The sequence below is a fragment of the Nostoc sp. FACHB-190 genome (genome assembly GCF_014696905.1).
GTDB lineage: Bacteria > Cyanobacteriota > Cyanobacteriia > Cyanobacteriales > Nostocaceae > Nostoc_B.
Map to the genome: position 1 here is coordinate 1 of NZ_JACJQW010000042.1, position 14,778 is coordinate 14,778.

Sequence of the window (14,778 nt, forward strand, 5' to 3'; positions counted from 1 at the left end):
CATGGCTGTTATCAATCGCTCAATTACTTGTCTAGATTGAGTTTTACACGATTTTTGACCACTGCAAATACCACACTTGACAATTTCTCCTTTTCCTTAACTTGTCACCAATGGTAGCTATTGCAATTAAAAACCGCAACTGTAACAAAGCGATCGCTGCGGCTGGCTACGCCTACGCAATGGTGATTTAGGCGGTAAGCGAAGCTATGCCATTAGGCTTATCGCTATATCTCCCAATCCTCAATCAACAAATTATGAATGCGTTGAAATTCTCTAGTGTTATGGGTAATGAGGGTTAAGTTATTTGTCAGTGCGATCGCTGCAATTTGTAAATCATACGCTCCAATGGGAGTACCTACAGCTTCTAGTTGAGAGCGAATTGTACCAAATGTTGTTGCTGCTAAATCGTCAAAGGGTAGTGATATAAATTGAGCTAAAAATTGCAGTTGTAAAGTAAGATTCCGTTGTGGGTTAGCACTTTTCATTGCACCATAAAATAGTTCTGCTTTGACTATTGAGCAAACAGCAATATCTTTAGTGGCAGTAGATTCTAATTTCTGTTTCAAAGTAGAATTTTTACCCCGCATATAGATAATGCAGGTGTTAGTATCGAGCAGGAATTTCACAGGATTGGTTCGCGTTCTGGTTGTTGTCCTTGGGGATGGCGGAAGAATGTTTCATCTTGGATACATCCATAGAATTGAGGACGGGGATATTCAGCAATTTCGGCTGGAATTGCTGGTTGTAGAGACTCGATAAGGGTTTTTAGTAAATGGATGTTGTGATTGTGTGTAGTCAGGCTTTGTGCCAGGATTTGAATAATATAAAGTTTATCGTCAGGTGAAAGCTGAAGGAGTTGTTGTTCAAGTTCTGGGGCAACCATGATGAGGCTTAAGTGGAGGATAATTTCATTTTACTTTGGCGTATTACAACCCAGGCATCGCTACTTACTTTAAAGCCGTCAAGTCTTTTTGTTCTAACCCCACATCGAAAATGATTGTAAACTTGGCACTAGGAATAAGTCGGCGCAAAACTTGTAAATGAGCTTCGGCATCGCTGCGGCGACGAAAACGAGCGACAATCTGGTTTTGCATATTAGGTAAAAGCCGGACTATACACCAAGGATTGAGCCTTTCAAGATATGTCATAAAAGTCAAAAGAAAAAGCATAAAAGCCAGCCTACTGAGATATAGGCTGGCAAGAAATATCATTTTGATATTGCAATTAGATGCAATTTCTACTCACTTTCGTCTGGGAAACACAGGTTCTTCAAAAGTTCTTCGGGAATCTCTTCAAAGTGTTCCAGTAGAAAGTTCATCAGTGCAAGGTGGCGTAAATCGGCTGGCATGGGGCGGCGGTAGTTTTTACCTCTGGCAAACCAGCGTCGCACGGTGGACAGGGAGCGAGAGCAAATCTGCGCCATTTCTTCGTAATTCACTTGCCACTTGGTGTAAAACTGCTTGGGAGTCATACCCAACTGGCAATAACTGTAGAACTGCATCAAATCTTGCTCTCGCTGCTTGAGTGGGTGAGGATTCATAACTCTGTTTCCTCACTGATTGGTTCTAAATCTTCCTCCCAAGCAATATCCGCAGATATCCAAGCTGCACTGGGGCTATCTTTACTCAACCAGATCAGGTAGCACCAACTCCAGCAGCAGCGATCGCTTGCAAAGCTATAAAATCGACCAATGACAATACCCCAGTCAGTATCGCTTTCAGTTGAGAGCCAATGCAAGCGATCGCCATATAAAAATCTGGGTGTTTTGGCTACTTCAGGAAAGTTAGTGGGAAGCTCAATAGATGCGTCTGGGTATTTGAGGTTAATCAAACCTGGGGCTATATCTTGGTGATTGTGCCGGATGAGATGGAGATAAGCGGCAATCAATTTACCATCAATACTCTCAGTTAACGCAGAAATCAGAATTGCCGCTAGAGTTTCTATTTCTTGCTGCTGGAGTTGCATCCAGGTGCTATCAAAGTCTGCGTCAGAGTAGTTTTTGAGGTTGGCTAGTAATTCTGTAATGCCGAAATCATCTAAAGCTTGTTGATAAGCTCGGTGTTGATCTGTTTTATAGCTAACAGGCTTTAACATTGTATATGTCTCCTGTGATATGGGGGCCAAAAGCCAGCATCCGCCCTGAGAAAGTTGATGGCTGGCTTTTGACTTATAAGTAATTATACGCTAAAATGAAGTGTTTTTATGTTAATTAGTGTTTTTTAATGTATTTAACATAAAAACAAGTAAAATTGCTGATGATAATGATATGGCAAAAGTAACTGTAACTATTTATATGGAAGAAGAAGATAAAGAAGCCCTGCAACAATTGGCTGATGCAGAGGAGCGTTCTTTGTCTCAAATGGCGGTGTTAATTTTGAAACGAGCGATTAAACAAGCTCAGAATGACGGGACTATTACGCCGAAATAATTTGTAATTGGTTGAAGAGGCGATCGCATCTTGATAAGTTTTCAAAAGTTGGGAGAGTGCGATCGCCTAAACTCTAACATTGGCGATCGCATCTAAGTTAGGAGAATGCTTAGGCATCGCTTCACAAGCTAATAGAGAGTGTTGGTGTATCCCAAAGAATGTATACATTACCACAAGTTAGCCTATTTAATTGTGAAAGTTATAAGTAGCAACTGCCTAATTGCTGGCATTTTCTAGGATAAATACTGTAAAAGCTGCAATTATTATTTGTTGGTTGGATAAAAAATACTTAAATTTTTCCTTTATAAAAGATATAAAGTTTACGTAAAAATACTAGGTTGGATTTAAAAACAATGATATTGTTTGCTGAAGTGAGCTTTACCTATTTTATAAGTACGTTTGGAACGGTCATTAACAAAATGACCGTGATTTTATGCGTCTAATTGTATTTTTGTCTGTAGATTTTGAGTTCCCTATTCAGTGGATTAATTGGCTATTTCAACTTAAAAAAGCTAGTTAATCTACATAAGGTTAATAACATCATATTTGTTGACTTTCAAGATTCAAAGGCAAAGAAAGTTGAGGTGTTGGGTATTGCGATCGCCGTACTAAATCCAACCTTTTGACAATATATCGAAACTGTGCAAGCAGATGAGCAATCATCTCAGAATTCTTGATTAACTTTGGCTGTTTAAATTTAGGAATTACGGATTATGAATAATACTTACATCCTTCATAACAATCTAGTTGTCGAATCTCCCTTGAGTGTTGACACAACTACATTAGTAGCTTTAGAACAAGCTCTGATTCTGGTGCAAGAAAGATTACAGGCTTTTGCTGGTGAACCAGAATTTGCTCAAAAAATCGCAGTAGCTTTTGGAGATACGGCAGATACTGACTCTTTAAGAACAGCATGGTTGGCAGGAGATTTGAGTATTGTTCCCACGATAGCCATTCGCAATGCAGCAGATATCAATGGTGCAAATGGGGCTTATGGCGCATTTACTAACCGAATTTATCTGTCTTGGGAGTTTTTGCAGGTAAATCAGGCGAATCCACAGAATTTTGTTGGGTTGCTGTTAGAGGAAATTGGGCATCGAGTTGATAGTGTTTTGAATAACAGTGATAGTGCTGGAGATGAGGGGGCGATTTTCTCGGCATTGGTGCAGGGGGCTAATAACTGAGTAAAATTTTCTATCTAATTTTACTCATATCTACCTAAAATCTAGGCTATAGTGTTTATATGAGTAAATTGTCAATATCGGAAGCAGCAAAATTAAAAGGTGTAAGTGTTTCCACGCTTAGAAGGTGGGAATCTGAAGGTAAATTAATTCCTGAGAGAACAGCTAGTGGTCATAGAAGATATGATTTAGCTCAATTGCTAGGAATTAAACCCGATTTGTCTTACACAATTGGTTATTGTCGAGTTTCTAGTCATGACCAGAAAGAAGACCTAGAAAGACAAAAACAAGTCGTTGAATTATTTTGTTATCAAAATGGTTGGCAATTTGAAATCATAGAAGATTTAGGCTCAGGTTTAAACTACAGTAAAAAAGGATTGAAAAGATTAATCCGATTAATTGTTGATAGTAAAGTTGAACGTCTTGTTTTAACCCACAAAGATAGACTGATAAGATTTGGTAGTGAATTAATTTTTAGTCTTTGTGAACATTTTGGTACTGAAATTGTAATTATTAACCGAACTGAAGATGCTACTTTTGAAGAAGATTTAGCTCAAGATGTTCTAGAGATAATTACAGTATTTTCAGCAAGACTTTACGGTTCTAGAAGCCACAAAAACAAGAAAATTATCGAGGAACTAAAAGAAGTTGCTGATAGGATTTAAAACTGAGTTAAACATAAATAATGATCAGCGTACTCAATTGATAGGACATTGCGGTGTTGCTCGTCATGCTTGGAATTGGGGTTTAGCACTAACCAAGCAAATACTTGATCACAACAAACAATATCCTGATTCTAAAATAAAATTTCCTACAGCTATAGAGTTACACAAATGGTTAGTAGCATTAGTTAAGTCGGAAAACTCTTGGTATTATCAATATTCAAAATCAGCACCACAAGAGGCACTAAGAGCTTTAAAAACAGCATGGGATAGGTACTTTAAGAAAATATCAGGAGTACCAAAATTCAAAAAGAAAGGTAAACATGATAGTTTTACCTTGGAAGGTACTGTAAAAGTCTTAGGTTCTCATAAAATTCAAGTACCAAAAATAGGAGTTCTAAAAACTTATGAGAGATTGCCTCAGAAAGAAATTAAATCAGTAACTATCAGTCGTAAAGCTGATCGATGGTTTATCAGTTTTAGGTTGGATATAGAAAAACAAGAAAATAATGTGAATAGTATTGTTGGAGTAGATTTAGGCGTAAAAAACCTAGCTACTTTATCAACAGGTGAAATAATAGAAGGTGCAAAATCTTACAAAAAATATGAATCTAAATTAAGTAGGCTCCAATGGTTAAATCGAAATAAAATTATCAATTCAAATAATTGGAGAAAAGCCCAATTAAAAATAGCTAAGTTACATCTGAAGATAGCTAATATCCGTAAAGATACATTACATAAACTCACCACACTATTAGCTAAGAACCACAGCAAAGTAGTAATTGAGGATTTAAATGTATCTGGAATGTTAGCTAACAGAAAGTTAGCACAAGCTATTTCCGATATGGGGTTTTATGAATTTCGTCGTCAACTAACTTACAAGTGTGAATTATATAGTTCCGAACTTGTAATAGTTGATAGATGGTATCCAAGTTCTAAAACCTGTTCCAATTGTGGAACTAAAAAAGAAAATCTCACACTCAGTGATAGAGTTTTTAAATGTGAAAAATGTGGATTTGAGTGTGATAGAGATTTCAACGCAGCAATCAATTTATCAAAGATTGATTTGTCAAAAGTGGCACTCTGAGCCTGTCGAAGTGCTGTCAGTTAGACAGTGTTAGTCTGTGGACTGGATAATGCCGACATTACCAGAGTGAAGCAGAAAGTAAACATCGAACTCTATTTAGTACAAGTTATCTTTTCTAGAAAAGTCTAAATAGATAAGTTTGAGTAAGTTTTATATAACGGAAAGTCTGTCTCAAGATACTCTACAGCAACTAAAGACGGAAAATGACCAAGAATTAATTACCTTGGATGGGCAGGTTATTGAGATAGAAAAGCAAGATTTTATCGGAACGGCAGGGAATGACAACATAACAGGAACAGCCGGAGATGATTTTATTCAGGGTTTGGGCGGTAATGATAACCTCTCCGGTGAAGCAGGGAATGACACCCTAAACGGTGGTGCAGGGAATGATTTCCTCTTTGGCGGTGCAGGGAACGACACCCTAGATGGGGGAGATGGTGATGATAACCTTGGCAATCGCTTCGGCCCCAGAGAAACCATTGAAGTCGATACATACATTGGTGGTGCAGGGACAGATAGGCTGAATTTCACCTCTGGCGATGGAGGTTTGAGCCTCAGCTACACAGATAACAATGGGACTGGCACATTTTCCACAGGTGCAACGGTACAAGGAGTAGAACAATTCGATTTCCAAGGTGGAGCAGGTAACGATAACATCAATGTCAGTGCCTCCAGTTCTGCGGATTTGCGTGGAGGTGGCGGAGATGACACCCTCATTGGTGGTGCGGGGAATGACCAACTCTTTGGTGAAGCGGGGAATGACAATCTAGTAGGCAATGCAGGCAATGACTTCCTTTATGGCGGTGCAGGCAATGACATCGTGGATGGGGGAGATGGTAATGATAACTTTGGTAATCGCTTTGGCACTAGAGAAACCATCGAAGTCGATACATATATTGGTGGTGCAGGGACGGATAGGCTAGAATTCACCTCTGGCAATGCAGGTTTGAGCCTCAGCTACACAGATAACAATGGGACTGGCACATTTTCCACAGGTGCAACGGTACAAGGAGTAGAACAATTCGATTTCCAAGGTGGAGCAGGTAACGATAACATCAATGTCAGTGCCTCCAGTTCTGCGGATTTGCGTGGAGGTGGTGGAGATGACACCCTCATTGGTGGTGCGGGGAATGACCAACTCTTTGGTGAAGCGGGAAATGACACCCTCATTGGAGTTAATGCCAACAGCAACAACCCTGGAATCGGTGAAAGAGACAACCTAAGCGGAGGGACGGGGAGCGATCGCTTTATCCTAGGCGATAGTGCTAACATTTACTACGATGATCGCAATATTTCCACTAACGGCAGCAATGATCTCGCTACCATCACCGACTTTAACCCCAACGAAGATAAGGTGCAGTTACAGGGTTCGGCTAGTAACTATCGCCTAGAAGTCTCTGGTAGCAATACTAATCTCTTTGTTGACAAAGCTGGTAGCGAACCGGATGAATTAATTGCCATCTTCCAAAATGTTACCGGATTAAATCTTACTTCCAGTGCCTTTGAATATGTTGCCCCAGTCAATGAAGTCGCTTTTAGCAGTGGAACTTACAGCGTTAACGAAAACGGCACAGCCCAAGTTACCCTCAGCCGCACTGGTAGCACCGTTGGTCAAATTAGCGTTATCCTGAGCCTAACCAATGGTACAGCAACAGCCCCGGCAGATTACAATAATGCTCCCATCTCCGTAACCTTTAACGATGGAGAAAGCAGCAAAATTGTTACCATCCCCATTGTTGATGACAGTAGTTTTGAACCCAACGAAACCATTAACCTTTCCCTAACTAACCCCAGTACTGGTGTTACCTTGGGAGAACAAAATACAGCCGTCCTCACCATTGTTGATAATGATTCACCCGTACCGGGAACTCTGGCTTTTAGTCGGTCTACCTACAGTGTCAATGAAGATGGCACACCTGTTATTGCTGTCACCGTCACTCGTACTGGTGGTAGTGATTTAGAGGTAAGTGCCACCATTGCCTTAACAAATGGTACAGCGATCGCACCAGATGATTACAACAATCAGAATATCGTTGTTAATTTTGCAGATGGAGAAACTAGCAAATTAGTCACAATTCCGATTATTAATGACGGTGTTTTTGAAGCCAACGAAACGATTAATTTAACTCTGACAAATCCCACAAATGGAGCAACATTAGGTAGTCAACAAACAGCGACATTAACCATTATTGATAATGACGCGATTCCAGGTGTTTTAGCCTTCTCTCAAGCAAACTACAGCATCAATGAAGATGGCACACCAATTGTTGCTGTCACTGTCACTCGGACTGGAGGAAGTGACGGTGTAGTTGGTGCAATTGTTAGCTTAAGCAATGGTACAGCAACGAATCCAGAAGACTATAACAGCAGTTTTATTGCTGTTAATTTGGCTAATGGCGAGACTTCGAGAACGGTGAATATTCCTATTGTGAATGATGGAGTATTTGAACCAGACGAAACTATTAATTTAACTCTCATTAATCCTACTAATGGGGCGACCATTGGCGCACAAAACACCGCGACATTAACAATTATTGATAATGATGCTGTACCAGGGGTAATTTCTTTCAGTGACGCTAATTATAGTGTTAATGAAAATGGTACACCTATTACTGCCGTCACCCTCATTCGTACTGGCGGAAATAATGGTGAAGTTAGCATTACTTTAATCCCCAGCAACGGAACTGCAACAGAACCTAATGACTACGACAATACGCCCATTACTGTTAACTTTGCTAATGGCGAAACCTCAAAAATTGTCACGATTCCCATAATTGATGACACGCAATTTGAAAGTGAAGAAACCATCACACTCAGCCTTACCAACCCCACAGGTGGTGTGACAATTGGCGAACAGAGTACAGCTGTTGTGACGATTGTGGATAATGAACAAATACCAGTTGATAATCCACCAACAGTAGAAAATGCGATCGCTGATCTCAGTATTAGCGAAGATGCAAACAATACGGTAATTGACTTAACCAACGTCTTCAGTGATATAGATGGAGATGCGATTATCACATCTGTTTTTGCCAACAACAACACCAGTTTAGTCACCGCAACTATTGTAAATAATCAACTAATCCTTGATTATCAAGAAAATCAATCAGGCACGGCAGAAATAACTATCCGAGGTACAGCTAACGGACAATTCATCGATGATATATTCACTGTCACCGTTAACCCCGTTAATGATGCACCAACAGTAGAAAATGCGATCGCTGATCTCAGTGTTAACGAAGATGCAGACAATACTGTAATTGACTTAACCAACGTTTTCAGTGATATAGATGGAGATGCGATTGCTAAATCCGTATTTACTAACAGCAACACAGGCTTAGTCGCTGCAACTATTGTAAATAATCAACTAATCCTTGATTATCAAGAAAATCAATCAGGCACGGCAGAAATAACTATCAGAGGCACAGCTAACGGACAATTCATCGATGATATCTTCACTGTTGCCGTTAACCCCGTTGATGATCCACCAACAGTAGAAAATGCGATCGCTGATCTCAGTGTTAACGAAGATGCAGACAATACTGTAATTGACTTAACCAACGTTTTCAGTGATATAGATGGAGATGCGATTGCTAAATCCGTATTTACTAACAGCAACACAGGCTTAGTCGCTGCAACTATTGTAAATAATCAACTAATCCTTGATTATCAAGAAAATCAATCAGGCACGGCAGAAATAACTATCAGAGGCACAGCTAACGGACAATTCATCGATGATATCTTCACTGTTGCCGTTAACCCCGTTGATGATCCACCAACAGTAGAAAATGCGATCGCTGACCTCAGCGTTAACGAAGATGCAGACAATACTGTAATTGACTTAACCAACGTTTTCAGTGATATAGATGGAGATGGGATTGCTAAATCAGTATTTACTAACAACAACACCAGTTTAGTCACTGCAACTATTGTAAATAATCAACTAATCCTTGATTATCAAGAAAATCAATCAGGCACGGCAGAAATAACTATCCGAGGTACAGCTAACGGACAATTCATCGATGATATCTTCACTGTCACCGTTAACCCCGTTAATGATGCACCAACAGTAGAAAATGCGATCTCTGACCAAACAGTGTTAGAAGATGAAATTTTTAACTTCACCTTCGATGCCAACACTTTCAATGATGTAGACGCAGGTGATAGTTTAAGCTACACAGCAAATTTAGTTAATGGTAATTCTTTACCAACTTGGCTCAACTTTGATGCCGCCACACGGACATTCAGTGGCACACCAACCAACAGTGATGTTGGCATTCTGAGCATCAAATTAACAGCCACAGACAATGCTGGCGCAAGCGTTGAAGATGTCTTTGACTTAGAAATTATCAACGTCAACGATGCACCCATCGCTGCTGACGACACCGCCACTACCGACCAAAACACTCCGCTAACGCTCTCTATTGCCGACTTACTAGCAAATGACAGTGATATTGACGGTGATTCTTTGAGCATCACTGGTGTTAACAATGGCACTAATGGTAGTGTTGTATTCAACATAGAACAAGGCAATATTGTTTTTACTCCTACTCTGAATTTTAGTGGCGGAGCAAGTTTCAATTACACAGTCAGTGATGGCAATGGTGGTACGAGTACAGCCACAGTAGCGGTTACTGTTAATCCTGCCAATCAGCCCAATGAAATTATTGGTACACCAAGGCGTGATGTTTTGATTGGCACTAACAACAGCGATCGCATCATCGGTTTACAAGGTGCAGATACACTAATCGGTGGTGGCGGTAATGACGAATTTGTTTACACTAACATCCGCGATCGCGGCGACACAATTACAGATTTTGAGGTAGGCAAAGACAAGATTGTATTTACCCAACTGCTCGATAGCCTAGTAGCAGGAGGCTACAACGGCAACAATGCCATAACTGAAGGCTATGTGAGAGTCGTGCAGGGTAGTAGTAACAGTAGCTTTAACGTACAAATTGATGCTGATGGCCCCACAGGTAATGACATCTTCCGACCATTTATTACAGTGAACGTAGCTGGTACTGGCTCTCTTAATAACCCCAACAATTTTGTATTTTAGGGCTTTATCCTTAGCCATTCTAGTAAGAGATGGAATGGCTAGGGATTACTCACATTCAATCTTTCCAACTAATAGCTACTCAGATATTCATTCACACAACTTGTTCATAAATTTGTAGGAGTCTTACTATGTTGAATGCAAATGCTCTTAAACAAAAAATTCAGAAGGCAGTGGTTTTTGGCTTCTTGAGCTTGAGCGGTTTTACTGTTGTCTCTCCTTCTCTTGCTGTTAGTCTTGATTTCAGCACTTGGGACAAATCAGGTGATGTGGTTGCAGTTCCCAACCAAGCGACACTAACCAATGCTGTGGCTGATGGCAGTGACGATTTTAACAACTACAATGTTTCCAGCAGTAACCCTACTTATATTAGTGACTTAGAAACTTTTTTAGCTCTCAATCTAGGTGATCTTGGTCTTGATGCCACCGAAGGTTCTGCGATTAACAGAGCTTTAAATGTCCTGGCAGGGGATGTTTTCAGCTTTGATTATTCATTTTTAACTTATGATACTGTTTCCAGCGATCGCGCCTTTGTTACCATTAGCAACTCAATTATCCCACTAACGGGAAGTTCCCCTTTTAGCTATACATTTGCTACATCTGGCATCTACAACATTGGTATTGGTATTGTTGATGTGGATGACACTGCTGGCTCATCAATATTGTCGTTAACAAATGCTTCGTTAACAAATCCCAATGCTCAACCAGTGCCTGAACCTTTAACTACACTCAGTTCTATTTTGGCTAGTGGGTTTGCAGTTTTCTTGAGAAGAAGATATAACACATCAAAACAGCCTAATTAAATCAGCAAAGAAAGTACAATTTTCGCTAATTTAGCGGTTTAAGTTCAATTAGCTAAGGATGAGAGCGATCGCCACAGCCAGTAATCAAAGTAAGCTGGAAGCGATCGCTCCTTGCATTATTCAAAATCTTTCACTCAAGTTAGCTACTGAAGCTTTTAAGATTCTCCCTTAATTGTTGATGAATGCGATCGCCCCAAAATGGAATCACAGTTTGTCCATGACAAAGTGCTTCTAGTGCAACTTGCTTGTCGAACTCTGCCAATTGTAAAGGTTGTTCAGGCGATCGCGTCGGTAATAACATTAGCTGCTTCATCTTTTCTTCTGGAACAGACTCATCAAATAACCAAGGTTCCTTTTTCCGCAGTGTTTCCAATGCTGCATGGCAAACCTCAAAATTTAAACCAATTGACAGCAACTGCTCCATTACTGTTAATGCCAGTAGATCAGCTTTAGAGTAGTAAACATTACGACCTTTGCCACTACTGTTAACCGTAGGTACTATAACTCCCTTCTCTCGCCAATACTGTAACTGGCGGCGAGAGCAATGAGTAATTTCTGATGCTTCTGTGCTTGTGTAGAACTTGTCTTCCATAAGATACATCCTATAGAAGCCTGATCATAAACACATCATATTTTTAAATAACATTATGTGTTTATGTGCTATTCTAATTTCATGAGCCAAATTACTATTCAGTGTCGTCTAGTTACCAGTGAATCTACCCGCCAACAACTCTGGAAGTTGATGGCAGAATTAAACACACCCTTAATTAACGAACTGCTTCAAAAGCTTAGTAAACATCCAGATTTTGAGAAGTGGCGAAAAAATGGCACACTGCCCTCAACTGTGGTTAACAAACTTTGCCAATCTCTAAAAACTGACCCTCGTTTTGCAGGACAACCAAGCCGTTTGTATTTATCTGCAATTCATGTTGTGGATTACATCTACAAATCCTGGTTAACCATTCAAAAACGCCTACAGCAGCAGCTTGACGGCAAAATACGCTGGCTAGAAATGCTTAACAGTGATGCTGAATTAGTAGAAATTAGTGGTTGCAGCTTAGAGGCTATTCGTACTAAAGCTGCTGAAATTCTGGCAATAGCTACACCAGAATCTGACTATAATACTCCTGACACTAAAAGAAGAAAGACAAAGAAATCAAAAAATTCATCCACTTCCAGTCTTGACAGGAGTTTATCTCATAAATTATTTGACGCTTACAAACAAACTGACGAGATACTCAGTCGTAGTGCTATTAGCTATCTGCTGAAAAATGGCTGCAAACTCAATAATAAAGAAGAAGACTCAGAAAAATTTGCCAAACGCCGCCGTAAATTAGAAATCCAAATTCAAAGACTCACAGAAAAACTAACAAGTCGAATTCCTAAAGGTCGGGACTTAACCAATGTTAAATGGTTAGAAACACTTTTTACTGCTACAACAACTGTTCCAGAAGACAATGCCGAAGCTAAACGCTGGCAAGATATTTTGTTAACTCAGTCAAGTTCTCTGCCATTTCCCTTGATTTTTGAAACTAACGAAGACCTTGTTTGGTCAAAAAACGAAAAAGGTAGGCTGTGTGTTCACTTCAACGGCTTGAGTGATTTAACTTTTGAAGTGTACTGCGATCGCCGTCAACTACATTGGTTTAAACGCTTCTTAGAAGACCAACAGACTAAACGCCAAAGCAAAAATCAACATTCTAGTGGTTTGTTCACTCTCAGAAATAGTCGTTTAGCTTGGCAACAAGGTGAAGGTAAAGGTGAACCTTGGCAAATTAACCGATTGACCCTTTATTGCTGTGTTGATACTCGCCTTTGGACTGCTGAAGGAACAGAACAAGTTCGCCAAGAGAAAGCACACGAGATTACCAAATTCATCACCAAGATGAATGAGAAGACAGATTTGAGTATTACTCAGCAAGCTTTTATTCAGCGTAAACAATCTACACTAACTCGCATAAATAATTCCTTCGAGCGTCCTAGTAAACCCCTGTACCAAGGTCAATCACACATATTGGTTGGAGTAAGCTTGGGGTTAGAAAAACCTGCAACTATAGCTGTAGTAGATGCGATCGCAAACAAAGTTTTGGCTTACCATAGCATCAGGCAATTACTAGGGGACAATTATGACTTGCTAAATCGTCAGCGACGACAACAGCGTTCGTTATCCCACGAACGCCATAAAGCACAAAAAAGTTTTTCTCCTAATCAGTTTGGTACATCTGAGTTAGGACAGTATGTAGACAGATTATTAGCTAAAGAAATTGTAGCGATCGCGCAAACTTACAAAGCTGGTAGTATAGTTTTGCCTAAATTAGGAGATATGCGAGAGATTCTCCAAAGTGAAATTCAAGCCATAGCTGAAACAAAATGTCCCGGCTCCGTAGAAATCCAGCAAAAATACGCCAAACAATATCGAGTCAATGTCCATTCATGGAGCTATGGCAGATTAATCCAAAGCATTCAAAGTAAAGCTGCTCAGATAGGAATTGTGATTGAGGAAGGACAACAACCTGTTCGTGGCAGCCCCCAGGATAAAGCAAAAGAATTAGCCCTCTGTGCTTATAATCTCCGCCTAGCTAGGCGAAGTTGACAAATATCTGAACCTTGACAATAAAATAATCAATAGCGCCGCAGTTCATGCTGCTTGCAGCCTCTAAACTGTGTTAAATGAGGGTTAGTTTGACTGTAGCAATACAGTCTTGCTTTCTGACCCTGGTAGCTGCTCACCCTGATGCTGCTATCTTCGGATAGGATAGGTGCGCTCCCAGCAATAAGGGCGCGGATGTACTGCTGTAGTGGCTACTAAATCACCCCCGATCAAGGGGGAACCCTCCCTAATTCTTTATTTGAAGGGCTTAAATTAAGGCAAAATTTTGAAGAGTTCCGCGTCAGTTCCAAACTGCTTGTCCAGACTGAATTTCATCGTTTTTTACCAGAACATGATTTTTTAGGCTGAGGCGCAAATAGAAAATTGGAAAACATCCGCGCTAGAGATATCTAGAAACTTTGCCGCACAGTGTTTTAGAGCTAGGTTGTGACAACAACCCTTCTAGTACAGGGTGGGTTGAAAGCGATAATCGTATTCTCTTCCATACATCACAGTGGTCAAGAGACAATAACTCTAATAGCACAGGATAGGTTAAAAGATTGACTTGTAATTGAGAGATTGCCAATTTAAATCGAGGGTTGAAAGATAGGAGTTCGATTCTCTTACTATATATTTTTTTGCAAAATCAAGTTTACAAAGCTTATTTGAGCAGTTACTTTAAGAAGTATGCTAATGAAAAGCATATTAAAGCTGACAATAATTTGTCACTAGTTCCCTACAACCGGGATTGAGCCTAAGAAGACAAGAATTTGTCACCAACGACAATAATGTGTCACCGATGACAAATAATAAGTCACTGTAAAACAACAGCTAAGGGTAACAAAATAGTTTTAATAATGGGCAGGAGGAGAATCGAACTCCTATGACCGCAAGGTCGCCACATTTTGAGTGTGGTGCGTCTACCAGTTTCGCCACCCGCCCTTGGGTGCAACTTTCCTAATATAGCA

The 14,778-nt window shown here is 40.0% G+C and carries 13 protein-coding genes and 1 tRNA gene; 7 read left to right on the forward strand and 7 right to left on the reverse strand.

All coding sequences use genetic code 11. The features are described 5' to 3' along the window. Positions 1-224: 224 nt before the first annotated feature. From vapC to H6G28_RS29780, 5 genes are all read right to left on the reverse strand, one after another. The gene (gene vapC, locus H6G28_RS29760; RefSeq protein WP_190676324.1) at positions 225-626 is read right to left on the reverse strand and encodes a type II toxin-antitoxin system tRNA(fMet)-specific endonuclease VapC; all 402 of its coding nucleotides are present in this window, start codon (positions 624-626) and stop codon (positions 225-227) included. Beyond that, on the reverse strand, positions 623-883 hold the full coding sequence (locus H6G28_RS29765) for a hypothetical protein (RefSeq protein ID WP_190676387.1): 261 nt from the start codon (positions 881-883) through the stop codon (positions 623-625). Before H6G28_RS29765 ends, vapC begins: the two co-directional genes overlap by 4 nt. A 64-nt stretch (positions 884-947) precedes the next feature. After that, positions 948-1,148: a hypothetical protein gene (locus H6G28_RS29770; RefSeq protein ID WP_190676327.1), complete on the reverse strand. Its 201-nt coding sequence runs from the start codon at positions 1,146-1,148 to the stop codon at positions 948-950. 89 nt (positions 1,149-1,237) lie between these two features. Continuing rightward, on the reverse strand, positions 1,238-1,540 hold the full coding sequence (locus tag H6G28_RS29775) for a helix-turn-helix domain-containing protein (RefSeq protein WP_190676328.1): 303 nt from the start codon (positions 1,538-1,540) through the stop codon (positions 1,238-1,240). After that, complete coding sequence (locus H6G28_RS29780) at positions 1,537-2,094, reverse strand: hypothetical protein (protein ID WP_190676330.1); 558 nt, start codon at positions 2,092-2,094, stop codon at positions 1,537-1,539. The genes H6G28_RS29775 and H6G28_RS29780 overlap by 4 nt, the downstream gene beginning before the upstream one ends. A 172-nt stretch (positions 2,095-2,266) precedes the next feature. On the opposite strand from H6G28_RS29780, the gene H6G28_RS29785 reads away from it, so the two are divergent. From H6G28_RS29785 to H6G28_RS29835, 6 genes are all read left to right on the forward strand, one after another. After that, a complete protein-coding gene (locus H6G28_RS29785) occupies positions 2,267-2,428 on the forward strand; it encodes a ribbon-helix-helix domain-containing protein (protein ID WP_190676332.1) in 162 nt (53 codons plus the stop codon). A gap of 713 nt (positions 2,429-3,141) precedes the next feature. Next, positions 3,142-3,612 (forward strand): hypothetical protein, encoded by a 471-nt coding sequence (locus H6G28_RS29790; RefSeq protein ID WP_190676335.1) that lies wholly within the window; start codon positions 3,142-3,144, stop codon positions 3,610-3,612. A gap of 59 nt (positions 3,613-3,671) precedes the next feature. After that, on the forward strand, positions 3,672-4,274 hold the full coding sequence (locus tag H6G28_RS29795) for an IS607 family transposase (protein ID WP_190592499.1): 603 nt from the start codon (positions 3,672-3,674) through the stop codon (positions 4,272-4,274). Beyond that, positions 4,258-5,358, forward strand: a complete 1,101-nt coding sequence (locus H6G28_RS29800; RefSeq protein ID WP_190592498.1) for an RNA-guided endonuclease InsQ/TnpB family protein — start codon at positions 4,258-4,260, stop codon at positions 5,356-5,358. Before H6G28_RS29795 ends, H6G28_RS29800 begins: the two co-directional genes overlap by 17 nt. 139 nt (positions 5,359-5,497) lie before the next feature. Beyond that, a complete protein-coding gene (locus H6G28_RS37065) occupies positions 5,498-10,420 on the forward strand; it encodes a beta strand repeat-containing protein (RefSeq protein WP_277883265.1) in 4,923 nt (1,640 codons plus the stop codon). A 128-nt stretch (positions 10,421-10,548) separates the two neighbouring features. Next, a complete protein-coding gene (locus H6G28_RS29835; protein WP_190676337.1) occupies positions 10,549-11,220 on the forward strand; it encodes a PEP-CTERM sorting domain-containing protein in 672 nt (223 codons plus the stop codon). Positions 11,221-11,359: 139 nt separating this feature from the next. Here the strand turns inward: H6G28_RS29835 and H6G28_RS29840 are convergent, their stop codons facing one another. Continuing rightward, complete coding sequence (locus tag H6G28_RS29840; protein WP_190676339.1) at positions 11,360-11,812, reverse strand: MerR family transcriptional regulator; 453 nt, start codon at positions 11,810-11,812, stop codon at positions 11,360-11,362. 81 nt (positions 11,813-11,893) lie between these two features. Here H6G28_RS29840 and cas12k point away from each other — a divergent pair, with 81 nt between their 5' ends. Next, positions 11,894-13,813: a type V CRISPR-associated protein Cas12k gene (gene cas12k / locus H6G28_RS29845; RefSeq protein WP_190676341.1), complete on the forward strand. Its 1,920-nt coding sequence runs from the start codon at positions 11,894-11,896 to the stop codon at positions 13,811-13,813. An 855-nt stretch (positions 13,814-14,668) separates the two neighbouring features. Here the strand turns inward: cas12k and H6G28_RS29850 are convergent. Further along, positions 14,669-14,752, reverse strand: a tRNA-Leu gene (locus H6G28_RS29850). Between the last annotated feature and the right edge of the window lie 26 nt (positions 14,753-14,778).

What these genes read in the sequence shown, in the direction of transcription:
- H6G28_RS29765 (WP_190676387.1), bottom strand. Translation starts at nt 883, where the DNA reads ATGGTTGCCCCAGAACTTGAACAACAACTCCTTCAGCTTTCACCTGAC.
- H6G28_RS29770 (WP_190676327.1), bottom strand. Translation starts at nt 1,148, where the DNA reads ATGACATATCTTGAAAGGCTCAATCCTTGGTGTATAGTCCGGCTTTTA.
- H6G28_RS29775 (WP_190676328.1), bottom strand. Translation starts at nt 1,540, where the DNA reads ATGAATCCTCACCCACTCAAGCAGCGAGAGCAAGATTTGATGCAGTTC.
- H6G28_RS29780 (WP_190676330.1), bottom strand. Translation starts at nt 2,094, where the DNA reads ATGTTAAAGCCTGTTAGCTATAAAACAGATCAACACCGAGCTTATCAA.
- H6G28_RS29785 (WP_190676332.1), top strand. Translation starts at nt 2,267, where the DNA reads ATGGCAAAAGTAACTGTAACTATTTATATGGAAGAAGAAGATAAAGAA.
- H6G28_RS29790 (WP_190676335.1), top strand. Translation starts at nt 3,142, where the DNA reads ATGAATAATACTTACATCCTTCATAACAATCTAGTTGTCGAATCTCCC.
- H6G28_RS29795 (WP_190592499.1), top strand. Translation starts at nt 3,672, where the DNA reads ATGAGTAAATTGTCAATATCGGAAGCAGCAAAATTAAAAGGTGTAAGT.
- H6G28_RS29835 (WP_190676337.1), top strand. Translation starts at nt 10,549, where the DNA reads ATGTTGAATGCAAATGCTCTTAAACAAAAAATTCAGAAGGCAGTGGTT.
- H6G28_RS29840 (WP_190676339.1), bottom strand. Translation starts at nt 11,812, where the DNA reads ATGGAAGACAAGTTCTACACAAGCACAGAAGCATCAGAAATTACTCAT.
- cas12k (WP_190676341.1), top strand. Translation starts at nt 11,894, where the DNA reads ATGAGCCAAATTACTATTCAGTGTCGTCTAGTTACCAGTGAATCTACC.